Origin of the sequence: Flavobacterium piscisymbiosum (assembly GCF_020905295.1) — a bacterium.
GTDB classification, from domain to species: Bacteria; Bacteroidota; Bacteroidia; order Flavobacteriales; family Flavobacteriaceae; genus Flavobacterium; species Flavobacterium piscisymbiosum.
On record NZ_JAJJMM010000001.1, the window covers coordinates 928,485 to 955,029 of the forward strand.

General features: G+C 34.2%; 21 protein-coding genes. 12 read left to right on the forward strand and 9 right to left on the reverse strand.

Translation table 11 applies throughout. The annotated features are described in order from the left end of the window. Positions 1-239: 239 nt before the first annotated feature. Both LNP81_RS04310 and LNP81_RS04315 read left to right on the forward strand, forming a co-directional pair. Positions 240-956, forward strand: a complete 717-nt coding sequence (locus LNP81_RS04310) for an NUDIX hydrolase (protein WP_230033700.1) — start codon at positions 240-242, stop codon at positions 954-956. 21 nt (positions 957-977) lie between these two features. After that, positions 978-1,691, forward strand: coding sequence for an NUDIX hydrolase (locus LNP81_RS04315; RefSeq protein ID WP_230033701.1), 714 nt, complete (start codon positions 978-980; stop codon positions 1,689-1,691). A 40-nt stretch (positions 1,692-1,731) separates the two neighbouring features. Here the strand turns inward: LNP81_RS04315 and LNP81_RS04320 are convergent, their stop codons facing one another. Continuing rightward, on the reverse strand, positions 1,732-1,959 hold the full coding sequence (locus tag LNP81_RS04320) for a hypothetical protein (protein WP_230033702.1): 228 nt from the start codon (positions 1,957-1,959) through the stop codon (positions 1,732-1,734). 503 nt (positions 1,960-2,462) lie between these two features. Here LNP81_RS04320 and lepA point away from each other — a divergent pair. The 4 genes from lepA to LNP81_RS04340 all read left to right on the forward strand — a co-directional run bounded on the left by lepA (position 2,463) and on the right by LNP81_RS04340 (position 9,912). Then, positions 2,463-4,259 carry a translation elongation factor 4 gene (gene lepA / locus LNP81_RS04325; protein WP_230033705.1) on the forward strand — a complete coding sequence of 599 codons (1,797 nt, stop codon included), beginning with the start codon at positions 2,463-2,465 and terminating at the stop codon, positions 4,257-4,259. Positions 4,260-4,482: 223 nt separating this feature from the next. Beyond that, a complete protein-coding gene (locus LNP81_RS04330) occupies positions 4,483-7,962 on the forward strand; it encodes a fibronectin type III domain-containing protein (RefSeq protein ID WP_230033707.1) in 3,480 nt (1,159 codons plus the stop codon). Positions 7,963-8,232: 270 nt separating this feature from the next. After that, positions 8,233-8,853 (forward strand): outer membrane beta-barrel protein, encoded by a 621-nt coding sequence (locus LNP81_RS04335; RefSeq protein WP_230033709.1) that lies wholly within the window; start codon positions 8,233-8,235, stop codon positions 8,851-8,853. A gap of 108 nt (positions 8,854-8,961) precedes the next feature. Next, complete coding sequence (locus LNP81_RS04340; protein WP_230033711.1) at positions 8,962-9,912, forward strand: helix-turn-helix transcriptional regulator; 951 nt, start codon at positions 8,962-8,964, stop codon at positions 9,910-9,912. 67 nt (positions 9,913-9,979) lie between these two features. On the opposite strand, the gene LNP81_RS04345 is transcribed toward LNP81_RS04340, so the two are convergent. Further along, positions 9,980-10,462 carry a DinB family protein gene (locus tag LNP81_RS04345; RefSeq protein ID WP_230033712.1) on the reverse strand — a complete coding sequence of 161 codons (483 nt, stop codon included), beginning with the start codon at positions 10,460-10,462 and terminating at the stop codon, positions 9,980-9,982. A gap of 288 nt (positions 10,463-10,750) precedes the next feature. Further along, on the reverse strand, positions 10,751-11,683 hold the full coding sequence (locus LNP81_RS04350) for a 1-phosphofructokinase family hexose kinase (protein WP_230033713.1): 933 nt from the start codon (positions 11,681-11,683) through the stop codon (positions 10,751-10,753). 187 nt (positions 11,684-11,870) lie between these two features. Between LNP81_RS04350 and thiL the strand changes: the two genes are divergently transcribed. After that, positions 11,871-12,917, forward strand: coding sequence for a thiamine-phosphate kinase (thiL, locus tag LNP81_RS04355; protein ID WP_230033714.1), 1,047 nt, complete (start codon positions 11,871-11,873; stop codon positions 12,915-12,917). Positions 12,918-13,000: 83 nt separating this feature from the next. On the opposite strand, the gene LNP81_RS04360 is transcribed toward thiL, so the two are convergent. The 5 genes from LNP81_RS04360 to LNP81_RS04380 all read right to left on the reverse strand — a co-directional run bounded on the left by LNP81_RS04360 (position 13,001) and on the right by LNP81_RS04380 (position 18,973). Continuing rightward, positions 13,001-13,699 (reverse strand): response regulator, encoded by a 699-nt coding sequence (locus LNP81_RS04360; protein ID WP_230033715.1) that lies wholly within the window; start codon positions 13,697-13,699, stop codon positions 13,001-13,003. Then, a complete protein-coding gene (locus tag LNP81_RS04365; RefSeq protein ID WP_230033716.1) occupies positions 13,696-15,747 on the reverse strand; it encodes a tetratricopeptide repeat-containing sensor histidine kinase in 2,052 nt (683 codons plus the stop codon). The genes LNP81_RS04360 and LNP81_RS04365 overlap by 4 nt, the downstream gene beginning before the upstream one ends. A gap of 98 nt (positions 15,748-15,845) precedes the next feature. Beyond that, a complete protein-coding gene (locus LNP81_RS04370) occupies positions 15,846-16,181 on the reverse strand; it encodes a 3-oxoacyl-ACP reductase (RefSeq protein ID WP_230033717.1) in 336 nt (111 codons plus the stop codon). Between the two features lie 174 nt (positions 16,182-16,355). Further along, on the reverse strand, positions 16,356-17,189 hold the full coding sequence (locus LNP81_RS04375; RefSeq protein ID WP_230033718.1) for a LytR/AlgR family response regulator transcription factor: 834 nt from the start codon (positions 17,187-17,189) through the stop codon (positions 16,356-16,358). 245 nt (positions 17,190-17,434) lie between these two features. After that, on the reverse strand, positions 17,435-18,973 hold the full coding sequence (locus LNP81_RS04380; RefSeq protein WP_230033719.1) for a glycine--tRNA ligase: 1,539 nt from the start codon (positions 18,971-18,973) through the stop codon (positions 17,435-17,437). Between the two features lie 98 nt (positions 18,974-19,071). Between LNP81_RS04380 and LNP81_RS04385 the strand changes: the two genes are divergently transcribed. Then, positions 19,072-19,755: a ComF family protein gene (locus LNP81_RS04385; protein WP_230033721.1), complete on the forward strand. Its 684-nt coding sequence runs from the start codon at positions 19,072-19,074 to the stop codon at positions 19,753-19,755. Between the two features lie 165 nt (positions 19,756-19,920). On the opposite strand, the gene LNP81_RS04390 is transcribed toward LNP81_RS04385, so the two are convergent. Next, on the reverse strand, positions 19,921-22,614 hold the full coding sequence (locus LNP81_RS04390) for a zinc-dependent metalloprotease (protein ID WP_230033723.1): 2,694 nt from the start codon (positions 22,612-22,614) through the stop codon (positions 19,921-19,923). Positions 22,615-22,809: 195 nt separating this feature from the next. On the opposite strand from LNP81_RS04390, the gene LNP81_RS04395 reads away from it, so the two are divergent. The 4 genes from LNP81_RS04395 to LNP81_RS04410 all read left to right on the forward strand — a co-directional run bounded on the left by LNP81_RS04395 (position 22,810) and on the right by LNP81_RS04410 (position 26,506). Next, a complete protein-coding gene (locus LNP81_RS04395) occupies positions 22,810-23,739 on the forward strand; it encodes a bifunctional riboflavin kinase/FAD synthetase (protein ID WP_230033725.1) in 930 nt (309 codons plus the stop codon). A gap of 119 nt (positions 23,740-23,858) precedes the next feature. Then, complete coding sequence (locus LNP81_RS04400; RefSeq protein WP_230033726.1) at positions 23,859-24,296, forward strand: hypothetical protein; 438 nt, start codon at positions 23,859-23,861, stop codon at positions 24,294-24,296. 173 nt (positions 24,297-24,469) lie between these two features. Further along, positions 24,470-25,558 carry a biotin synthase BioB gene (gene bioB, locus LNP81_RS04405; protein WP_065448788.1) on the forward strand — a complete coding sequence of 363 codons (1,089 nt, stop codon included), beginning with the start codon at positions 24,470-24,472 and terminating at the stop codon, positions 25,556-25,558. Positions 25,559-25,639: 81 nt separating this feature from the next. After that, a complete protein-coding gene (locus LNP81_RS04410) occupies positions 25,640-26,506 on the forward strand; it encodes a cupin-like domain-containing protein (RefSeq protein ID WP_230033727.1) in 867 nt (288 codons plus the stop codon). The last annotated feature ends 39 nt before the right edge of the window (positions 26,507-26,545 follow it).

Consider the following 26,545-nt stretch of genomic DNA (forward strand, 5'->3'; position numbering starts at 1 on the left):
TCCTCATTTTTATGAATACAATAAAATATTGGCTTAAATAGAATAAAAAAATATCAAAAAAATAACGAATTAGCAATTTGACAATCAGCCATTTAGGAATTACAATTTTAGAATGGTGTTTTATAACAAATTACAAACCATTGATTGTCAGAAAATTATTTCGTTAAAAAAAATATAAAGGATTTATAAAAGCAACTAGTCATTTTATTTATTTAATTTGTTTAAAATTTAAGTAGCATATGGTCAAAAATGTAGCCGACGATTCAGCTTTAAAAGCCGAACAAACCGCAATGAATGCGATCACGATTGACTGTGTCATATTTGGATTTGATCAAGGGAGTTTAGAAGTGCTTTTAGTACAACACGGAGAAGGAATCAGTAAAGGAAAATGGGGACTTCCGGGAGGATGGATTTATAAAAAGGAAAGTACCGACAATGCCGCACATCGTTTACTGAACGAACTTACGGGTCTGGATAACATTTACTTAGAGCAGTTAAAAGCGTTTGGAGATCCGGATCGTTTTCCGCTTCGACGCGTTATCACTATAGGATATTATGCTTTGGTAAAACGAGAAGATTATAATATTAAAGCAGGTTTTACGGCTTCTGATGCCAAGTGGTATAAGATCAATAGCATTCCCGATTTGATTTATGATCACAACGAAATTTTAGAATATAGTTTAAAACATCTTCGTAACAGGGTACGTCAGGCTCCGCTAGGATTTAATCTTTTGCCTGAAAAATTTACTTTACTGCAATTAATGCATTTGTACGAAGAGATTTTAGGAATTGAGATGGATAAGTCTAATTTTCGCCGAAAAATTCTTCACATGAAATTATTGGTCGCATTAGACGAAAAACAGCAGGATGTTTCGCATAGAGCGGCCAAATTGTATAAATTTGATCCCGAGATTTACAACAAACTCACCGAAAAAGGATTCAATTTTGAATTTTAATATTATTCTCAATCATAATAAATGACTTTTCCATCCTCTGAAACTAATCCTAAAACCACTACTCCCGGAATAGACGGAATCACAATTGACTGCGTTATATTTGGATTCAACAAAGCAAATCTTGAAGTACTTTTAGTGCAACATGCTGAAGGAGAAAGTAAAGGAAAATGGGGACTTTTGGGTGGATACATGAAGAGGGAAGAAAGCGCTGATGATGCCGCACACCGCATTGTGTATGAACTTACGAGTCTGGATAATATCTATTTAGAGCAACTAAAAGCTTTTACAAATCCGGCTCGTGTACCTGAAAGACGAGTAGTTACTCTGGGTTATTATACTTTGGTCAATCGCGAAGATTATAATATTAAAGCCAGTTTATCTGTAATTGAAGCCAAATGGTATAAAATTAATGCGATACCTGATTTAATTTTTGATCATAACGAAATTCTAAATTTTAGTTTAATGCAATTGCGCAATCGCGTTCGTCAGGCGCCAATTGGTTTTAATCTTTTGCCCGAAAAATTTACCTTATTGCAATTAATGCATTTGTACGAAGAAATTCTGGGAATCGAATTGGACAAATCTAATTTCAGAAGAAAAATTTTGCACATGAAATTACTTGTTGAATTAGATGAAAAACAAAAAGCCGTATCACACAGAGCCGCCAAATTATACAAATTTGATGCTGATACTTATAAAAAACTTACTGAAAAAGGATTCAATTTTGAGTTTTAAAAAAATGCCTGAAGAAATCTTCAGACATTTGTCTATTATTCTAGATACATAAAAATATCACATTACAATAACCTCCCACAATACCAGGATATTTCGTAGGATCTTCTGTTCCGGAGTTCGCTGCAACTCCCATTCCGCTTGCACAAATAGAAGTTGGTACGGGTCTGGGACCACAAATTGTTCCTAATGCTCCACCAGTAATGTTTTTCATTTCATCTTTACTAAGCCTGCCAAATTTTTCAGTAAGCTGCATGGTTTGTTTTTTCATAATTTGTTTGATTTAATTATTAGTAAAAAATAAACACTCTCTTTTAATGTACTTTTTTACAATAAAATCCTGCGCACAGATTTTTCATAAAAGCAACATCAAAAATCTAACTATAATACAATTATTATTATAGTCACAATGACCACAAGTATAGTTATATTTTCATAAATCGACAATTATTCGCACAAAAAATACAGATTATTCAAACAAAACTTAGTTATGGATTTTTTTCAGCAAAGATGTTTTGTAATGAAGGCAATAAAAAAGATAATCCTTACATTTTTTGGCACAAAGTTATAATTGATAATGAACGAATTAGCATAATTTCATCTCTTAAAAAACAGCTTTCCGGCTTCAAAACTCAAAATCGGACAAGTACATTCCAGAATCCAAAACTTTGCGCTATCTTTGCGGCTTAATAACACGCTCAACAGCAATTGCTACAGCGCAAATTTATACCCTGAAAATTACTTAAAACTCGCTAAGAGAATTGAAATATTAAAATGAAGAAGATACGTAACTTTTGCATTATTGCACACATTGACCACGGTAAAAGTACATTGGCAGACCGCTTATTGGGCGCTACACAAACCGTTACAGCTCGTGAAGAGAAAGCTCAATTGCTTGACAACATGGATCTGGAACGTGAGCGTGGAATCACCATTAAGAGTCACGCCATTCAGATGGAATATACCTATAAAGGAGAAGAATATATTTTAAATCTTATTGACACTCCTGGTCACGTTGACTTTTCATACGAAGTTTCAAGATCTATTGCAGCTTGTGAAGGCGCGCTTTTGATTGTTGATGCTGCACAAAGTATTCAGGCACAAACGATTTCTAACTTATATCTGGCTTTAGAGAATGATCTTGAAATTATTCCGGTTTTGAATAAAGTAGATTTACCAAGTGCTAATCCTGAAGAAGTTAGTGATGATATCATTGATTTATTAGGATGTAAACTTGAAGATATTATTCATGCTTCAGGGAAAACTGGTTTTGGTGTTGAAAATATTTTAGCTGCCATTATCGAAAAAATCCCACCTCCATCAGGAAATGTTGATGAGCCATTACAGGCTTTGATTTTCGATTCACATTACAATCCTTTCCGTGGAATTGAAGTTATTTTCCGTGTTAAAAACGGAGAAATCAAAAAAGGGCAAAAAATTAAATTCATGGCCACAGGAAATGAATATTTTGCCGATGAAATTGGAACTTTAAAATTAAATCAGGTTCCTAAAAATGTTATATCTGCTGGTGATGTTGGTTATTTGATTTCTGGAATTAAAGAAGCCAAAGATGTAAAAGTTGGAGATACTCTAACGGATGCTAAAACGCCAACTACTAATATGATTACAGGTTTTGAGGATGTAAAACCAATGGTATTTGCCGGAATTTATCCTGTTGATACCGAAGATTATGAAGATTTGCGTTCTTCGATGGAGAAATTGCAACTAAATGATGCTTCGCTGGTTTTTACACCTGAAAGTTCTGCTGCTTTAGGATTTGGTTTCCGTTGCGGATTCTTAGGAATGCTTCACATGGAAATTATCCAGGAACGTTTAGAGCGTGAGTTCGACATGACGGTAATTACAACTGTACCTAACGTTTCGTATTTGGCTTACACCAAAAAAGAACCAGAAGTTCCTTTTGTTGTAAATAACCCTTCTGACTTGCCTGAACCTTCTCGTTTAGACAGAGTTGAAGAACCGTATATTAAAGCAACAATCATTACAAAAGCTGACTTTGTTGGAAACGTAATGAGTTTATGTATCGAAAAACGTGGTGTAATTACCAACCAAACGTATTTGACTACAGAACGTGTTGAATTGAATTTTGATATGCCGCTGGCAGAAATTGTATTCGATTTTTACGATCGTTTAAAAACGGTTTCTAAAGGTTATGCTTCTTTTGATTACTCTCCGATAGGAATGAGAACTTCGAAATTAGTAAAACTGGATGTTCTTTTGAACGCTCAAACGGTTGATGCACTTTCTGCTTTGATTCACGAAGACAATGCGTATAACATTGGTAAAAAAATGACCGAGAAATTACGCGAGTTAATCCCAAGACAACAATTCGATATTCCGATTCAGGCTGCAATTGGGGCTAAAATTATTGCGCGTGAAACTATTAAAGCGCTTCGTAAAGACGTTACCGCAAAATGTTATGGTGGTGATATTTCGCGTAAGCGTAAATTACTAGAGAAACAGAAAAAAGGTAAAAAACGTATGAGACAAGTAGGAAACGTTGAGATTCCTCAAGAAGCTTTTATGGCTGTTTTGAAATTGAACGATTAGATTTTTTTTTAGAATAAAGAATATAGAGAATAGAATATAGATTAAACCCGATGACGAAAGTTGTCGGGTTTTTTGTTGCTTTCAAAATTCATTTTTAAAATTTGCTTTAAACAAAAAAAAATTAATACTATTTTTTTAATGCATAAAAAACAATAGATTTACTACAAAAATTACATACTAAAAAAACATATTATTAAATCAGAAATTGTTCAAGACTCTGCCTATGAAACGAACTTTACTCCAAAAAAAATTCAAATTAGTTTTAGTGATTCTGTTCTTAATGCCGTTATTTATACACGCTAATTACAAAGACTCATTTTCATTTCAAATCGCAGACACCGAAGCTCCTACAGCTCCAACTAATGCAAAAGCGTATCAAACCTTTGCCACAACCTGTTCCATACAATGGACTTCCTCAACAGATAATGTTGGAGTTGCTTATTATGAGATATATAATGGAACTGTTCTGATAGGCACATCAGATCAATCTGCTCCATATTTTAAAATCACAGGGTTAACAGAATTAACTTCTTATACCTTTAGTGTAAAAGCAAAAGATACGGCTGGAAACGTTTCTTCATCAAGCAATTTGATCTTGGTTACTACGCCAGATGGAACTAAACCTACTACACCAACAAATCTAACAGCATCAGATATAACCGCAACTTCAGTTAATTTATCATGGACCGGTTCAACAGATAATGTTGGCGTTACCGGTTATTCGATATACAATAACACTTTTACATTATGGGCAAAAGTAGACGGAGCCACAAGAACTTTCAACGCTACAGGATTAAAACAATCAACTACCTATAATTTTTCAATTAAAGCTACTGATGCGGCACTAAACAGTTCTTTAGAAAGTAATATTGTATCGGTTAGAGCCCTGGATATTATTCCTCCTACCGCTCCAACCAACCTCTCCTCTTCTGGCACTACAACCACATCAGTAAATTTGTCCTGGACGGCTTCATCAGATAGTGAAGGTGTTACAGGTTATGACATCTATCAAGGAGAAAATTTACTAATTGGAAATACAGCTAACACAAACTATACAATAACAGGGTTACAAGCAAATAATTTTTATTCATTCTCCGTGAAAGCCAGAGATGCAGCCGGAAATATTTCGAACGCAACAATCCCACTGATATGCGAAACTCTTGATGCAATTCCGCCAACCACACCCGCAAGTTTGACAGCATCTGAAATAAGCGATACATCAGTAAATCTATCCTGGACTGCTTCAACAGATAATAAAAAAGTCACTGGATATGAACTTTATGTAAATGGCAATTTATCAACGACTCTAAATGTTTTAGAATTCAGAATAACTACGTTAGCACCAAATACAAATTATACATTTTATGTAAAAGCCAAAGATGCAGCTGGAAATTCATCAGCATCAAGCAATGTTGTTACTTTAAAAACAAATCCTGCATATTGTGTATCTAAAGGCTACAGTCAAATATTTGATGAATATATAGCAAGAGTTCAAATTGGAACTATCGACAAAAAATCAAATGTTTCTGCTATTAGCTATACTGACGCTACAAATATTGCGACAGAATTAAAAAAAGGCGAAACTTATTCTATTACCGTTACACCAAAAGAGTGGATTAGCGGAAAAACTCAATTTGGGTTAAGATATGCTGCATGGATTGACTATAACGGCGATATGGATTTTTATGATTCGGAAGAATTGATTTGGTCTCAAGAAGTTACAACAAACTCACCCGTAAGAGGAACTTTTACGATTCCTGTTAATGCTATTACAGCCAAAACCAGAATTAGGATAACTGTTAGAGATGGTGGCGCAGCAGGAGTTCCATCGCCTTGTGGAGATTACAGCAACACTTATAATTATGGCGAAACAGAAGATTATACTGCTGACATAATAAATAATGCAGTAGATGAGAATGCACCGGAAGCACCAGCAAATTTAACTGCATCCGGAACGACCTGGACAACGACGAACTTATCCTGGACAGCACCAGTAAACAATGCAGATATAACAGGTTATGAAATTTATAAGGAAAATATTTTAATTGGAACTTCAACAACAGCTAACTTTAATGTTACAGGATTGCTTCAAGGCTACGTTTATTTATTTACTGTAAAAGCTAAAAATTCAAACGGACTTCTATCAAAATCAAGTGTTCCGGTTTCAGTAACAACACCTAAAGATACAACAAGCCCAACAACGCCTGCAAATCTAAGAGCAACAACAATAACGGCTACAAACATTACCATTTCCTGGGATCCTTCGACTAATAACGGTGGCGGTATATCCTATTTAATTTATAATGATGCTGATTTAATTGCAACAGTAAAAGATACTAAAGCAGCCATAATTAAACTTGCAAATAATGTTATGTATAACTTTAGTGTTCAAGCTGCTGATGAATTCGGCAATAAATCGGCCAAAGCTGCTATTTCGGTTACGACATTAAAAGATACAACTCCTCCATCAGCTCCAACTCAGCTTATAGCAACTGACACAACAACAACTACGACAAACTTGTCCTGGACCGCCGCTACAGATGACGAATATATTACCTATTACGATATTTATAATGGCGCAAATTTACTTTATTCTGTATCAGGGGAAATTACTAATTATAATGTGACAGGATTAAAAGAAGGGACAGCCTATTCTTTTACTGTAGTTGCCAGAGACAGAGGTTTGAACAAAACATCCAGCAGTCCACTTTCTGTTACCACAGTGTCTATACCAAAATACTGCATTCCGGGAAGTACCGCACAAAACAATGATAATATTACTAATGTTACACTAGGTAAAATTAATAATTCTGCCTCATCTGGGGTGTATAGTGATTTTAAAAGCACAGGAGGATTCGTAATTCCCGGACAAGAAAATACGATAAGTATATCTGTTTCTAAATACTATTCCGGCTCTAAACCCAGCGGATTAGCTTTCTGGATTGATTTGAATGGAGATTCAGACTTTGATGACGATGGAGAATTGATTTTCAGTACCATTATTACTGCTGAAACATTTACAGCAATCAAAAAATTCACAATCCCAGTTACCGCAACTCCTGGAAGGACAAAGATGAGAATTTCTTTAAAAGAAAATGGGATTCCATCTCCTTGTGAAAAGTTTTACAATGGAGCAATTCAAGATTATATATTGGATATCAAAGATCCTATTATTGAATTTGAAGCTCCAAGCACACCAAAAAATTTAAGTGTATCAAATATTACTAAAACCTCAGCTATTTTATCATGGGAAGAATCAACAGACAATATAGCGGTTACGGGTTATGATATTTACCAAGGAAATATTTTAATTGGCACTACGAACGTAACCAATTATACGCTGACTGGCTTAAGTGCCGAAACGGTTTACTCATATACCATAAAAGCAAAAGATTATGCTAAAAACATTTCAGTTTCAAGCGATCCAATTTCGTTAACTACAGCTAACCTTTCAATAGAGGAGCATGATTCAAAATTGCAACGTTATGTAATTTATCCAAATCCATCGCATGATCATTTATTTATAAAGGCAAATAATGACAGAGCTGCTTTTTTCAAAATAAGCAATATTGGTGGCCAAACTATAAAAACAGGGAATGTAACAGAACAAGCTATAGATGTCAGCATGCTGCCTTCCGGAATTTATATAATCGAATTGAATGACGGTGAAAAACCTATCTCAAGCAAATTCATTAAAAAGTAATCTTTTAACCAAATTGAACCAAAACCCGATAGCAAAAAGTTATCGGGTTTTTTGCTTTAAAAAAGTCGGTTTTCATACAATTATGGCCCGATCTCCAATCTTTATTACTAATTAAATCATAATAAAACCTCAAAAATAAACACGTAAATACTTATAAAAAAGTAGGATTATTAACTCAATAACTTCATTTTTAATGCTAATGATTGCAATTCTAAAAGTTTTAAAACGAAAAACATAATTTTAATCCTACAACTTTTAAAAGCAATTATTATGAAAACTAAATTTTTTGTTATTTTATCAATGTTAACTTTCTCATTTGCGAACGCGCAACAACAAGAGGTTGATAGTGAAATGAACTCTGCAAAAGGCGTAACTTTTGAAAAAGGCGATATGTTTCTAGAGGGATCTATCAAAATTAGTACAGGTGGAGAAACCGATTATTATGGATTTAGTCCAAAATTTGGGTATTTACTAAATGACAAATTTGCCGTTGGAGCAAAACTAAATTATTCTAGTGAAAAAGAAGAAACTGTTCCGGAAACAAAAACCAATGTATTTGGAATTGGTGCTTTTGCGAGATATTACTTTTTAGAATTAGACAAAAAACGTTTTAAAGCTTTCGCTGAAGCTGGTTTAGGTTTTGGAAGCAATAAAACTAAAATTGAAGGAATTGAAGATGACACTGATAATAGTATTACAGCAGATATTACTGTTGGATTAAATTATTTTGTGACCAAAAACATTGCGGTAACTTTTACATTGGCTAATGTACTAGCGTATAACAGTGTTTCTCCTGAAAATGGACCATCATCAGATACTTTTAATTTAAACATTAATTTATTTGAAAACATTTTCGATCAACCACAATTTGGTCTTTTATACAGATTCTAGATTTATATCGCTTAAATCTTCAAAAAAAAGCTGTCTCAATTTGGGACAGCTTTTTTTATTTCAAAACTTCGAACCTTTGTATCTTTGAATCTTCAACTAAAAGAAAAAATGGACGAAACCCCAAAACGATTTGACCGTATTATTGCTATTCTTATTCAGTTACAATCTAAAAAAATTGTAAAAGCACAGGAATTAGCCGATCGTTTTGAAGTGAGTTTAAGAACCATATATCGTGATATACGAACTCTTGAAGCTTCCGGAGTTCCTATTTATAGCGAGGCCGGAGTGGGTTATGCTTTAATGGATGGTTACAGATTGCCTCCTGTTATGTTTACGCGCGAGGAAGTGAGCAGTTTTATCGCTGCCGAAAAATTGATGCAGAAATTTACAGACCCTTCTTTGGGATCTCATCATGCATCAGCGATGTATAAACTGAAATCGGTTTTGAGAAGTACCGATAAAGATTGGCTTTCGAATATAGAATCTAAAATTTTGATGCAAAATCAGGAACCTCTATTTCATGATAGTTCGCCTAATACGCTGGCCATTTTGTTTGAAAGTATTGCAGAAAAAAAGCAAATTCTTCTTTCATACAAAACCGCTGAAGAAGCTAGTAATCGAAATATTGAACCCGTTGGCGTTTTTCATGATCATAACAATTGGTATTTTCTGGGTTATTGCCATTTACGACAAGATTATCGCCAATTTAGAACCGATAGAATTTTGGGGATTCAAAAAACCGAATGCAGTTTTACCATAGAACATGATTCATTAGAAACGTACTTAAAGAAAAATGAAACAATTCCGACGATTAAGGTTCGGATTTTAGTTTCGAAAAAAATCATCAATTATATTCGATTTGAACAAAAATATCATGGTTATGTTTCTGAAAAAGATGTTGGTGACCAAATCGAAATGACGTTTATGGCCCGCGATATCCAGGAAGGATTTCCACGCTGGTTTTTGATGTATGCTGATTATGCTTCGATTATAGAACCCGAAAAACTCAAAACCAGAATCCGGGAATTAGTAGAAAATTATCTGGAGAGATTATCATAAAAAAACTCCTAAACATGAAAGTAAATTCAGTTTAGGAGTTTTTTTATTCAGTCAATCTTCAAAAATGCTATCTTTCCCAGAAAAAAGGAGGTTCAATATTTAAAGCTCTTAGATACACATAACCTTGTCCGCGGTGGTGTACTTCGTTATCAATAAAATAGAGAATGTTCTGAATTACCGGAAATTCGTATTGACCAAAAAGATTAAAGTTTTCATTAAAATCTTCAATCGATAATTTCTCCCAATACTTGTTGATTTCTGCAGTTGCTTCGTCCCATTTTTCAAGATATTGCGCTTTAAAAATCAATTTTTCTGATGCTTCTTCGCTAAATGGTTTTACTTCTTTATTTACGATTCCTTTAAGTCCAGGAACAGCAATAGCCAAAAGTTCATCTGTGAGTTTAGCAAAAGTTCTCATTCCTCCTATCGAAAATTCGAAGAAATCTTTTTCAGGAAACGCCTCAATAACATTACGTGTAAGGGCGCGGTGACCTTGCCAGTGTTTCAATAAATCTTCGGGAGTAATTACTTGGGCAGCTAATGTTTTCATAATTTTAAAGTTTAATTATTTTTAATACTTCAAAAGTATTGAGGGTCGGTGACAACAGTTTGTCAGCAGGAAAAAAAAGATTTATTTTTTTTCTGCTGACAAACGTAGAGAAGCATAGCAGTGCGTCTCTACAATTAAAATCCTTATGTCATTACATGCGAAACCCGACAGGTTTTAAAAACCTGTCGGGTTTACTTTATGGTTACGATGTGTTAGACGCACTGCTGTGCGTCTTTACGATATATATTGTGGCTACATTTCGTTTTTCTTAAATGCTCGATTGAATCTTTATTTATTTTTAAGCCATTCAAACAAACGATGTGCATCTTCGTACTTGAATAATTGCGTTCCTTCGTTCATTGTTGCAGCAGATCCGCAGGCAACTCCCCAGCGAATTACTTCTTTCAGACTTTTATTTTGAGACAATGCCCAAACCATTCCTCCCACCATACTATCTCCGGCGCCAACGGTACTTTTTTTGGCAACATTAGGTGCAGGAACATATTCATAATCGTCTTTTGTAACCAAAACCGCTCCTTGCGGCCCTAAAGAAACTACAACAATTTCGGCTCCGCCTTTGGCAATGATTTTTTTGGCGGCTTCATTTACTTCTTCCATTTCGAGGCGTTCTACTCCTACTAGTTTTGCGAGTTCACCAACGTTTGGTTTTATGAGATATGCTCCGGTTTCCAGAACTTTCTTTAGGGCTTCTCCTGACGTATCTACAATTAACTTTGAACTTGATGCTTTGGCGATTTCAGCAATTTTCTGATAAAAATCGGTTGACAAACCTTCGTTTAAACTTCCGCTTGCGACCAGAAATTTAGGTTTTAAATTTGAAATGGTTTCCAAAACTTTCTGAACTTCTGAATCAGTTAGAACATCTCCTGTAAACCCAAAACGATATTGCGAATTGGTGTTATCATCAACGGCTATAAAATTTTCTCTGGTTGCGGTTTGGGTTTCAACAGCTTCAAAATCTACTTTTTCCTGTTTTACTAAGTCTTTCAGCATTTCGCCAACTGGTCCGCCTGATGTAAAAATAGCTAAGGAATTTCCGCGTAAGCGAGCAATAGCTTTAGAAACATTTATTCCGCCACCGCCTGCATCAAATTGTGGTGTTCCGCATCGTATTTTCTGCTCGGCAATCAGGCCTGAGAAATGGGTGCTTTTGTCTACCGAAGGATTTACGGTTAAGGTAACTATATCGAATGTTTTCATTTTTTTATCTTTTTTATATCTCTTAAAGATCCGAAAAAAATGTTGTTTGCAAAAAATAAAATTCACGAGACATAAATGCGTTACCGTTCATCTTTACACAGAGATAAGGCGGTTGGAAATAACTTCCGGTTAAATTCGATAAAACCTTTGTACCTTTGCGCCTTAGAAACTTTGGAACTTAAAAAAAATGATCGAAGATAAAAATCCGCAACGTACCAGTATAGCGCAATTAGGCGAGTTTGGCTTAATTGAACACTTAACCAAAAATTTTGATGTTACTCAGGAATCTACCTTAAAAAGTATAGGCGATGATGCTGCTGTTCTTGATTTTAAAGACAAAAAAGTAGTGGTTTCTACTGATTTACTGATCGAAGGTGTACATTTTGATTTGGCTTATATGCCTTTAAAACACTTAGGATATAAAGCAGTTGTTGTAAATATATCTGATATCTGTGCCATGAATGCCAGACCAACACAAATAACGGTTTCTGTAGCCGTTTCTAATCGTTTTCCATTAGAAGCATTAGAAGAATTATTTGAAGGGATTACACACGCTGCAAAAGAATATAAAGTAGATGTTATTGGCGGAGACACTACCTCATCGCAAAAAGGATTAATCATTAGCATTACAGCTATTGGTGAAGCAAATGAAGATGAAATTATATATAGAAATGGTGCCCAAAAAACCGATTTACTTGTAGTTACCGGTGACATTGGCGCTGCTTATATGGGATTACAGGTTTTAGAACGCGAAAAGCAGGTTTTTCAAGTCAACCCAAATAGTCAGCCTGATCTTGATATGTACAGCTATTTAATCGAGCGCCAGTTAAAACCTGAAGCACGAAAAGATGTTCGTACTTTACTGCACGCTCTTGAAATTAAGCCAACATCGATGATCGATATTTCTGACGGATTATCATCTGAGATTATTCATTTGTGCAAACAATCTAAAGTGGGTTGTAATTTATACGAAGATAAACTTCCGCTGGATCCGCAATTTATTTCGACTTGTGAGGAGTTTAATATTGATAGTACAACGGTTGCTATTAATGGCGGCGAAGATTATGAATTGTTGTTTACGATTGACATTAATGACTTTGATAAAATAAAAGGAAATCCAAATTTCTCTATTATTGGTCATATGGCAGACGAAAGCGAAGGAATAAATTTGGTTACACGCGCCAATACTCAGATTCCTTTGAAAGCTAGAGGTTGGGATGCTTTGACAGAATAAAAATTAAAAATCCAAAATAAAAAAAATCCAAATTTCAATACTAATCACGTTATTGGAATTTGGATTTTTTTATTGGATTTTATTTACAGAAGCCCTTTACTTTTGGCTTCTTTTACCAAATCATCATCTGAACCTGATTTTACTTTAAGTAATTCTTTAAGACTTACTTTACGTTTTTCGATTGCATTTTGAGAAATCGGAATATATTGCGGCATATCATATACCGGAGTTCCTTTTGATAAATGAAATAAAATTTGCTTGTCGAACTCATCAATTTCAATTGAATTATGAGGTGACTGGTTTAGTATTTTTTGAACAGATTGACTGTAGTATTTATCATTTTTCATCACTTTATCAAATGCGAAAAGCAATTCATCAAAGGTGAGATCGTTTTTAATAATTAAACCATTGGGCTGAATGGTTCTGATTATGGTTTTAATTTTGAGTAACTCGGTATACATCGTTAACAAAATAACTTTGCAGTTTGGCATTTTCTTCAGGATGAGCTTTGCTAAATCTTCGCCCGAAAAAATATCTTTTTCCTCGTAAGCCGGCATGCTAATATCTAAAAAAGCTACATCAAAATGTGGTGTTTTTTCATCTTCGATTAAATCATATCCTGATTTACAGTCGTGTGCCTGCGAAATTAAAAATTCATATTGATGAGGATTGTAACGCGTTATGGCGTTTTTATATCCTTCGATAATAAAAGGGTGATCATCGACAATTAATATGTTTTTTTTAATTAATTGAGAATCTGAGGCATTTGGGTCGATTGTCATCTGTTTTTCAGGTTAATTTTCTGATCTATGGGTATTTTAATTACAATAAGAGTTCCTTCTCCTTTGGCAGATTTTAAGGCAATTGCTCCATTACATTCTGCTGCTCTGTATTGAATATTATGCAAACCTATACCATTTTTAGATCTTTTGGCATTAAAACCAACTCCATCATCTAAAATTGATAAAACCAAATAATCTATTTCGCTTTTAAACTCCACTATAATCGTATCTGCATTTGCATATTTATTACAATTCTGAAGTGCTTCCTGAACAATTCTGTACAAATTAATTTTAACTGTATTACTCACCAATTCCCACTTTATATTAGAATCGAAAGTCGTAATTAATTTTGTATCGTACGTGTTTTGTTGATCTTCAAACAATTTGTTTAAAATCGCGATAAAATTATTAATTAATTCGGATTTCTCTCTATTTAAATCGTGCGAAATTTCACGAATATCCTGCTCTATATTTTTAAGCTCAGTTAAGTATTTTTTCCTTTTTGGAGCTGCTTCTTCCTCATCTACTTTATCTAAACTATCCAGACTTATCCTAACACCAAACATTCTGCCCAAAACACCATCATGCAAATCCTGGGCTACTTTTTTCTTTTCTTTAATACGAGTGAGTTCGATATCATTTTGCTGCGAAATCATTAAATTATAAATGTCCTCATTTGCAATTTGCTGCTGTTGCTTAAAGAGTAATTCTCTGTTTTTGGCTTGTTGCGTTTTGTAAACATAAAAAAACAAACCGATTAAAGTACAGATACTAAAAACGTAGATTAGCGTTTTATTTTTCTCTTGCAGATTTGAGTTTTGATCTTTTATTTCGTTGGTTTCATATTCAATACGCGAAAACTTTTCTCCCATTTTTCGCTCTGATCTTACCATCTTATCATTTAGCTTAATATATTCTTTAGAATAGGATGATGCATTTTGAGGATCGACTATGGCAATTTGTTTAAGCGCTTCTAGTGTATTGACGAATTTATTTGATGTACGTGACAAAGCTAATGCTTGTCTTGAAAACTGAAATGCCTTGAAAGTATCTTTTTTGAAAGCAAAATATTCTGATAAATGAATTTTACTCGAAACAACTCCTGAAGTAAGATCAAGACTATCTCTAATTTTTAAAGATTTATAAAACAAATCAGGTAATTGATCCTGTTCTTTTAATTTGAATTTAGAATACCCCAGGTTATCGAGCAAAATTGCGTATAAACTTGCCCTGTCTTCAAAAAGATTATCTTGTGCCAATCCTTTTTCAAAAAAAAACTTAGCTTTTTTAAAATCACCCATTTTCATATAGATAAAGCCTATATTATTGAGTGAAGCAGCTTTATACTGATAAAATGCGAGTATCGATTTATCGTCTAAAATTCCTAAAGCTTTGTTTTGAAACTCTAATGCCTTTGTATATTCTTCCCGTTCATTATACAATATTCCTAACAGGTTGTAGCTTTCATAATAGAGATCGTTTACTTTTTGCTGTTTTTTTAAACTGCGTAATGCTTTGAAAACCCCTATTTCACTTTCAAAAAAATCACCTTCATTATATTGCAGGCTTGCTTTATTTAAAAATGTTTTTGCTAAATTGTATTGATCATTTATTTTAAGATAAAGCTTTTCTGCCTTAAAATAATTCATAAAGGCACTATCCGAAATTGACTGTGATTCATAATAATCACCTAAGTACATATAAGCTTTAGCCATGTGCACCGAGTCCTGCGATTTTTGTGACCTTTCGAGAATTAATTTAGTGGTTTGAAGGTATGATTTCCAATCGCTCATGTTGTAATAACGATTGGCAACTTTAAAAAGATTGACTTTATTAAGTGAATCATCTTTTTGACTTAAGATAATAGCTAAAGCTTTTTGACTGTAATTTTGTTTAATCTGTAAAGGCAGATTATTTTCGTTTGCTAACGAAAGATAGGTAGGAAGACTGTCTACAGAGGAAATTATATTTTTATCTGATTCTGTTTTCTTGGTACATGCCCATAGAACGAAGAATAAAATTAATATTATTTTACATTGCTTTTTCAATTTGTGTCTTTGAGTTTTACCAAAAATACTAAAACTATAGACACAAAAAAAGGCTGTTAAAAATTAACAGCCTAATATAAATTTATTAAAAATGTAGCTTAATCTACTTTTTTATCTGTTCCGATTGATTGATTAACGCTTGCAAAAGTTAATTGTCTTGCATTGTTTGCTACTTGATCACCTTTCTTTTGTTTTCCTGTAGCGCCTCCATCTATATATGCTATTATATCACCTTTCTTTTGTTTACCCGTAGCACCTCCGTCTATATATGCTATTATATCACCTTTCTTTTGTTTACCTGTAGCACCTCCATCTATAGGCACAATTTTAATAGAGTCTGAAGCTGTTAAAAAATTTGTAACTTCAGGAGTAGCGAATGATGTTGCTACCATTACTAAAGAAAATATTCCGAATGTTAAAGCTGCTTTTTTCATGATTTGAGGTATTAAATGTTGATTTTTTTTTGTTTGGAGAATCATCGCCGTGTGCGAATCATGGTGTAAAACTAACTCCGAATTCAAAAAAAATTTATGCAAAAAAACAGGTTTATGGTAGAACATACCCAATTGATAGTCAATGGGTACCAAATTTATGTAAACGCCTAATTTTTAGACTTCTAAGTAATTTCCTATAGAAAAATCTGCTATAATTAGATCTACATTAGATTTGTAGGTTTTAGAAAAAGGAATCTTTTTTAGAGAATTTTTTATATAACAAACTGAGCTTCCGTTATGAATTCGTGCTATATAATTTTTGTTGATAATATAACTATTATGAATTCGGATAAAAGGATGCGACAAAATACTCTCAAAATGCTTTAAAGTTTTAAAAGCAGTGATCATTTCTCCGGAATTCAAATAAATATCCGTCGAGTTATTATCAGCCTGAAAATAGCAAATATCGGCTGCATTCATATAACGGTGGTCACCATATGATTTAATGCATATAATAAGAGGATTCTCGATATTTTGCGGCTTTTGTATAAAGGGCAAAGCAGAAGAAGTAATTTCGTTTCTTATTGCTACAACATTTGTTTCCGGAACTATTTTATCAAGTTTTAAAATCGTTCTTAAAACATCTATCGACTGAACAGGTTTCAGGATATAATCAAAAACATTATACTGAATAGCTTCAAAAGCCAGTTCTTTTTTTTTGGTAGTAACAATTATTCTGGGTATAACGGGCAGAAATCTGTAAAGCTCGTTTATAAAAGCAAGTGATAAATTACTGGATATGTCGAGAGGATCAATTTCTAAAAAAATAATCGACGGCCGATGTTCTAACACTAAATACAAACCATCCTGATAATTCGTAGCCGAAGCCATAAAAGTTAATTCCGAAAAACCCTCTGCAACTGATTTGGTTTTCAAAATACTTTCAGCATCATCGTCAATAATAATATACGAATACTTTTTCAATATCAGTTTTTGTTGATTTTTCATGAATCCCCGACAACTATCCCTGTAGTTTCATCAATACTTTTGAAAAAATTTATTTTAGTGTTTTATCCGCAATTAAAAATACGAATTTCAGTTATTTTACTATTTCATTGTTAATACATTGCAAACAAATGTTAACACATAGGGATGAAATGCAAAAAAGTCCGACGAACTGCATTTGTGAAATCAAAAAAATCCCAAATTCCTGTCTGGAATTTGGGATTTATTATAGTATTGATTTAAGAAAATTACATTTTCATCAACCAGTTTTTCATCGAAACTTCGTTTTCGATAATGTCTTTCAATTCAGAAATTTTTACACGATCCTGTTTCATTGTATCTCTATGACGAATAGTTACTGTTTCGTCTTCGATCGTTTGATGATCTACTGTAACACAAAACGGAGTTCCAAGAGCATCTTGTCTTCTGTAACGACGACCTACTGCATCTTTTTCATCATAAGCCACACTGAAATCCCATTTTAAATCATCTATGATTTTTCTGGCGATATCCGGCAATCCATCTTTTTTAACCAATGGTAAAATAGCCACTTTTGTTGGTGCTAAAACTGATGGTAATTTTAGAACTGTTCTTGTAGAACCGTCTTCAAGAGTTTCTTCCTGTAATGAAGTTGCAAAAACAGCCAGGAACATACGATCTAAACCTACTGAAGTTTCTACTACGTATGGCACGTAATTCTCGTTCAGTTCCGGATCAAAATATTGTAATTTTCTACCAGAATATTGTTCGTGCGCTTTTAAGTCAAAATCAGTACGAGAGTGAATTCCTTCTAATTCTTTGAATCCAAAAGGGAAATTAAACTCGATATCTGCCGCAGCATTTGCGTAATGTGCTAATTTTTCGTGATCGTGAAAACGGTAATTCTCTTTTCCTAATCCTAAAGATAAATGCCAGTTTAAACGTGTTTCTTTCCAATGGTGGTACCATTTCATTTCTTCACCCGGGCGAACGAAAAATTGCATTTCCATTTGTTCGAATTCACGCATACGGAAAATAAATTGTCTTGCAACGATTTCATTTCTAAATGCTTTACCGGTTTGAGCAATTCCAAAAGGAATTTTCATACGACCTGATTTTTGAACGTTCAGGAAGTTCACAAAAATACCCTGCGCTGTTTCCGGACGTAAATACAAATCCATTGCAGAATCTGCAGAAGCTCCAAGTTTAGTTCCGAACATTAAGTTGAATTGCTTTACATCTGTCCAGTTTTTAGAACCGGTTTCAGGATCAGCAATTTCTAATTCTTCGATTAAAGCTTTTACATCCTGAAGATCATCAGTCATACCTTTTGCAAGCCTTGATAAAATTTCTTTGTATTTTGAAAGATATTCTACAACGCGTGCATTTGTGGTAATAAATTCTTCTTCATTAAATGCATCTCCAAAACGAGCTCTCGCTTTTTCGATTTCTTTTTGAGCTTTTTGATTGATCTTTTCAGCATGATCTTCAACCAAAACGTCTGCTCTATATCTCTTTTTTGAATCTTTATTATCAATCAACGGATCATTAAAAGCATCAACGTGGCCTGAAGCTTTCCAGGTTGTTGGATGCATCAATATTGCAGCATCAAGGCCCACAATATTCTCGTTCATCTGAACCATTGATTTCCACCAATATTCACGGATATTCTTTTTTAACTCGACACCATTTTGTGCATAATCATACACTGCACTCAATCCATCGTATACTTCGCTTGACGGAAAAATAAATCCGTACTCTTTTGCGTGCGAAACCACATTCTTAAATATATCTTCTTGTTTTGCCATAGTGATGCAAAAATATAAAAAGTACGTTTAAAAAAAAGAAAAATTATAAAGATTGAGAGATTGATTTCGTTATTTTTGTAACTAAATTCTTTCTATTTATGTTTAATTATATTATTGACCTGTTTTTTCCTAAAGTTTGTGCCGGATGTCATACTATTTTGATCACCAACGAAACTGTATTTTGTACCAATTGCCGTCACGAATTGCCTCTTACACAATATCATTTAGATCCAAAAAATGAAGCTGTAAAAAAATTCTATGGTAAAATTGCGATCGAACATGCATCGGCACTTTTATATTTCAACAAAAAAGGAATTGTTCAGGAACTTATTCATAATCTAAAATATAAAGGCCACGAAGAGATTGGAACCGTTTTGGGAAATTGGTACGTTGAAGATTTAAAAGAACTCGTTTTAGAAACTCCTTTTGATGTTGTTATTCCTGTTCCTTTACATCCTAAAAAATTCAGGGAACGCGGCTACAATCAGGTTACCACTTTTGGAAAAGCTTTGTCCAAAGGTTTAAATATTACCTACAATGATGCTATTTTATATCGAAAGAAATATTCGAAAACGCAATCAAAAAAGAACCTTATTGGAAGATCTGATAATATCGAAGACATATTTGATGTGTATTTTTCAGAAGAAAATCAAAACAAACATTTTTTAATTGTTGATGATGTTTTAACAACCGGAGCCACTCTTGAAGCGTGCTCAAAAGCTTTATTAAAAATTCCCGGAGCCAAAATTAGTATTGTTTGTATGGCGATGGCGAACTCTTAAAATTAAATTCCAATCCCGAAACATCGGAATAAAATTCCAAATTCAAAACATTAACTGGAAATTCCAAACTTGATCTTTGGAGGGAACTCCTAAAAATAAATTCCAAATTCCAACTTTTATCCCGATGCTTCGGGATTGGAATTTGGAATTTGGAATTTTAAAAGTTTAATAAACAATCAGTTTCTTGACTGTCCTGTCATCTCCATCAATAATCGTTACGAAATACATTCCTGCAGACAGATTTGTTAAATCAATGTTCTGATTAAAATGATGCGCTTTATCAAAAGAATTATAATAGACTTTTTGGCCTGCCATATCGTGTACAAAAACCTCAATTCTCTGCAAAGAATCACTTTCGAGCTGAATAGTAAAATTTCCTCTGGTTGGATTTGGATAGACTGCAAAATCTACTTTTACCTCACTAGGTTCTCCCAAAGTAAAAGTTTGATTACAAATATTTACCGAAGCCGAATTTATTTTCCCAAACCTGCCTGTAACGGCGTCACGAACTCTTAAAGTCCAGGCACCTTTAGGATCCTGCCCATTAAATATACTTAACAAATCTACCGGAATAACAATTTGGCTGGTGATTTTAGAACAATCTAAAGGAACTCCTGCATCATCAAATTGTAAGGCTAAAGTAGACTGGATTCCGCCACAGCTTTTATTGTTATATAAATTAACTATTGTTCCTTTTGGACTAACGATCTGAATTTCGACATCAGAAATTCTTTCATGTGTAAAATTCACCATCACATTGACGTCAGAAACAGCTCCTGTAGAAGCAGGTACATTTACCGTTTTGGTTGTAAAAGTAGATGCAAAAGGAATATCAAAAGCGCTTCCGAAACTATAAGAATCACAAGTTGTCGTAGAGGTGTAACCTACTGCAAACGGCTGGCTATTTATGGCATAATAAATATTAGCTGTTGGTTCAACCAAAACCCTGCAATTTGTTGAAGCTTCCACACTTGTTGGAATCTGGACTGATTGAGTACCATCGTTTGGTGTATTTGCGGCCAAAATAATCGGATATGTCAATCCGCCATCTGTAGATAATTTAATATTTACATTCGACGAGCCTTGTAAGGTATTGGTATTGTTTACGCTCCAGGTTACGGTTTGAAATGATCCTATTTGCCAGCTTACATCATTGGTATTTTGTGAAGTTACTGCAAACGGACCGGCATTAGCAGCCACATTCACTACCATTTCATCACTATTCGTTTGCGCCAGTCCCTCAGCTCCATTATCCCTTGCTGTTAGGGTAAAATGCAACGTTCTTGCAATAGACGAAACAGACTCCCAGGTTGTGGTTAATTTATTTCCAAGAACAGTGCTTAAAGCCGGCATATAACGAACCAAAGAACTAGACGGAATTATAGATCTAAATAATGGCCCGTCTGGTTTTGTGGGATAAGCAACACTATTACTATTGGCCGTTGATGATGATATCGCACTATCAAATTGTTCCCAGGTATAAGTTACGGCAGCACTATTAGACCCTGAACCCGTTAAAATAAATGGTGTACTTATTGGAATTGTATAATCTAAGCCGGCAATAATTGCGGGCGGATTATTTGCTATTGCCGTATTTAACGGACAACTTTTTGTAGCAAGATTGCTCTGAATTTGCCAAATACTGGTATAGGCAAAATAATCATCTGAATTATCCTGAACATCATAGTTTGTTATTCCTGCATACCCCATAATGGTAGACCCGCTTCCTGGTTCTACATTCATGCCTGTTCTTTCGGTACCATCAAAAGAAAAAGTATGATTGGCTCCTAATTGATGTCCCATTTCGTGGGCAACAAAATCAATATCAAAAGTATCTCCCTGAGGTTTATTGTTAGATGGCGAGGTATATCCGCTTCCTTTACCAATAACATTTGATGCTGTTGGGCTTTCGCAAACACAACCTATACAAGCTGCATTACCACCGCCTCCGGATGCACCAAATAAATGTCCTATATCATAATTTGCATCACCAATAACGCTTGTCAATGTACTTTGAAGTTCTTTACTCCAATAATCATTACCGTCTGATTTGTCTTCTGATGTTCCTTTGGCGGCATCAGAATAGGGATCTGTTGCAGCATTTGTATAAATAACTGCATTTGTATTCGCAATTAAAACCAATTTTACAGCTAGATCTCTATTAAAAACTCCGTTTACTCTTGTCATTGTAGCATTCATTCCTGCTAATGCACCGTCTACTGTTCCGCCAAAATAGGTTGTGTACTCTCCTGTACAGGAAATAGCTAATCGTAAGGTTTTGAAAACTTTATTATTTGCAGCCGACTTTGCTGTTTTTGATGAAGTATTTACATTCGGTATTTCATTTGTCGTTTTACACTCTAATCGTGCTGTAGATGCCATATCGTTTTTAGTAAACAATACATATCCGGACTTGTCTTCAGGATTTTGTTCAATATATTCAGAAGGTTTCTCAGAACGAAATACCATAGTCTGAATACCAATAGGTGCAACACTAAAATGAATTTTAGCCGATTTATCGTCTACACCAATTCCTTCGTAGGCTCTTATCTCCGGATATTTTGCTTGTAGTTCCGGTTCAAAATTAGAAGATTCCCACACTGTAAATCTTTCCAGAACACCGTTAGCATTCGGGATCGTAATTTCTGTCGTACTCTTTTTTGATGATTGGGTTGTTGTACCGGAAAGTTTCGATTTTAAAAAATCGGTATTAAGCTTATAGTAAATTCTTTCTGAATTAGATGTATTTATCCTTTTGCTCACAGAAACTGAGCTCACTTTTTGCCACAAATTATCACTTTGAGCATAAATATTTGCACAACAAAAAATAAAAAACAAGAGAAGTAGATTTTTTTTCATACCCGGTTGATAATTGACAAATCAAAATTAAGTGAATTAAATGAAACTCTTACACATCTGCGACAATTAATGCTTTTTAGACGGCAAGTTGTTATATTTTATATAAAATAGCCGGATTGTCATTAAAAATCAATTGGGCTTAGTATAAAATTTAAAATAGATAGTATAAATTTGCACCATCTTAAATTATTTGTTTTGAAGCTCTTTCATTCTATAAACGATTTTCAGTCAACCAAGAAAACAATTTTAACTCTTGGCACCTTTGACGGCGTACATATTGGTCATAAAAAAATTCTTGAACGAATTACTCAAAATACTGAAAACGGAAAATACGAAAGTTTAGTGCTTACTTTTTTTCCGCATCCAAGAATGGTTTTGCAGGAAAAATCAGAAATAAAGTTACTAAATACTATTGCTGAAAAAACAAAACTTCTGGAAGCAACCGGAATCGAAAATCTTGTTATTCATCCGTTTAACGAAAGCTTTTCAAGATTAACTGCCGAAGAGTTTGTACATTCTATTTTGGTAGATCAATTTCATATTCAGAAAATAATTATTGGTCACGATCACCGTTTTGGAAGAAACAGAACCGCCAATATTGATGATCTAATTGCTTTTGGAGCTGAATATGGTTTTGAAGTCGAACAAATTTCGGCTCAGGAAATTCAGGATGTATCTGTAAGTTCAACCAAAATTAGAAAAGCTCTGAACGAAGGAAATATGGATTTGGCCAATGACTATTTGGGATATTCTTATTTTTTAACCGGTGAAGTGGTAAAAGGAAAACAATTAGGAAGAACAATTGGTTTCCCTACTGCCAACATCAAAATTGAAGAAGAATACAAACTAATTCCAAAAATTGGTGTTTATGTAGTGAAAGCTTTAATAAATAGAAAAGAAGTTTTTGGGATGATGAATATTGGTTACAACCCAACTGTAAATGGGCAAAACCAAACTATCGAAGTCAACTTATTCGACTTTGATGCTGATATTTACGGTCAAAAAATCGAAGTTTCGTTACTACAATATCTTCGCGAAGAACAAAAATTTGGCTCTCTGGATTTGCTGAAAGCTCAATTAAATCAGGATAAAAAAGATGCTTTGGCTTTTGTAAGTCAACTTTAAAAAAGTACCTGATTATACTTTTCGCCATTTTTAAATCATCGTAGTTATTTTTTTAGTAAATTTGATATATAACTCTGTTTATCAAATATTTACTATTAACTTCTTTAAAAATAACCACTATGAAATTACCTAAAGAAATAACCAACGGTTTCCTGATTTTCCTAGGCATAGGAATCTATTTTTTATTGATGAACGTATTAGGTTTAGCACATTTATTCTACTTACGTACCCTGAATGTATTTTTTATATTTTACGGAGTAAATAAAACAATGAAGATGAACCTGCAGGAAGGAGAAACCAATTTTGTATCGAATGCCGTTTCTGCTATGGCAACTTCTGTGGTTGGTGTAGCGATGAGCGTTTTCGGATTACTGGTTTATAGTTATGCACGAGGCGGAGATGCCTATGTAAAAACATTATCTGAAGCTTTTATGTTTGGAGGAAACCCTTCGGTACCAACTTATTGTATTTGTTTATTATTTGAAGGAGTTGCGTCGTCAGTAATCGTCACTTTAATGATGATGCTGTATTGGAACAACAAGTATGTAGCTGATTAATATTTCAAAATAAAACAATCATTTAAGCATTCTAAAATCATATAATTACAAAAAAATATGATTTTAGAATGCTTCTTTTTTGAAATTTCATGCAGAATATTCATTTCAGACAATCTACATTCTTGATTACAACAATTTAATTACATTTGAAGTTCCAAAAAAACAATAAACCTATGAACGTTACCAAACACAACTGGACAAAAGACGAGATAATCGCCATATATAATAAACCCATGATGGACCTGCTGTATGAAGCAGCCACAATACACAGGCAAAAACACGATCCAAACGTGGTTCAGGTTTCTACTTTACTCTCTATCAAAACAGGCGGCTGTCCTGAAGATTGCGGTTATTGTCCGCAAGCTGCACGTTACAACACAGGTGTAGAAGGAAATGATTTAATGAGTGTAAGTCAGGTAAAAGCGCAGGCTTTGCGTGCCAAATCCAGCGGATCATCACGCGTTTGTATGGGAGCTGCGTGGAGAAATGTAAAAGACGGCGAAGAGTTTGATCAGGTTCTTGAAATGGTTCGTACCATAAACAAACTAGACATGGAGGTTTGCTGTACTTTGGGTATGATTACCGAAAATCAGGCACAACGTTTGGCAGAAGCTGGTTTATATGCGTACAATCACAATTTAGATACTTCTGAAGAATATTATAAAGATGTTATTTCAACCCGTGGCTTCGAAGATCGTTTGCAAACAATAGAAAATGTTCGTAAAACCAATGTTACGGTTTGTAGCGGTGGAATTATCGGGATGGGAGAAAGCATCGAAGACAGAGCCGGAATGCTTGTAGCGCTTTCGACATTGAATCCTCAACCGGAATCTGTGCCTATTAACGCTTTGGTTGCTGTTGAAGGAACTCCGATGGAAGAAGAAAAACCAGTTGAAATCTGGGAAATGATTCGTATGGTTGCTACGACAAGAATCGTAATGCCGGATACGCAGGTACGTTTATCTGCAGGTAGAACCAATATGAGCCGCGAAGGACAGGCTATGTGCTTTTTTGCCGGTGCAAATTCTATTTTTGCCGGAGATAAATTGCTTACAACACCAAATCCTGATGTTCAGGAAGACATGAAAATGTTTGACTTGTTAGGCTTGATTCCGCAAAAACCATTTGTAAAAGTTTCGCAGCCTCAAACCGTTGAAGCAGCAGATTCTCAGTTCGCTCCATTAGGCGAAAAACCTAAATGGTCGAGACCAGGACATACGATTGAGAGAAACCTTGAAGCTTCGATCAAATCAAAAAATTAATTAAAAGAGTTAATAAATCTCAATAAATATTTTTAAATTGCTTGTAGCAGAGAGCTATAAGCAATTTTTTTATTTAAAGAGATGAAGTTAACACAAATCGAAAGGGTAAAAAAGATCTCAAAATCTGATTTTATTTCCCAATATGTAAAAAAACAAATTCCAGTTGTTATTGAAGAGCTAACCGAAGATTGGCCGGCTTATCATAAATGGAAACTACACTATATCAAAGAAATCGCCGGAGACACTATTGTCCCTTTGTACGATAATAGGCCCGTAAATCATGAAGATGGCTTTAACGAAGCGCATACTACAATGAAAATGAGCGATTATATCAATTTATTAGAATCGAAGCCTACCAATTACCGTATTTTTCTTTATAATTTAATGAAGGAAGTCCCAACATTAAAAGATGACTTTTTATGGCCGGATATTGGATTAAGGCTAGTCAAGCAAATGCCGATGTTGTTTTTTGGCGGAGAAAACTCAAAAGTATTCATGCATTATGATATTGATTATTCGAATATTCTGCATTTTCATTTTCATGGCGAAAAACAATGTATGATTTTTGCTCCTGATCAGTCGAAGTATATGTACAAAGTTCCGCATGCTTTAATTTCGAGAGAAGACATTGATTTTGACAATCCCGATTATGAAAAATTCCCTGCACTAAAAAATGCCGAAGGTTATATCACCAATCTCAAACATGGCGAAGTTTTGTATATGCCCGAAGGTTACTGGCATTATATGAAGTATTTAACTCCAGGTTTCTCTATGAGTTTGCGTGCTTTTCCTAAAAATATTACCAATTTATCAAAAGCCGTTTACAACGTTTTTATCATGCGTCATTTTGATATCCTGATGCGGAAATTTAAAGGCCAAAAATGGATTGATTATAAAAATGAAAAAGCAATTACAAATACTAATGAAAACTTGAGAAAGAGCGCGTAAAAAATTGAAGTAAAAAAGCAGCTGCAGCAAATACTACAA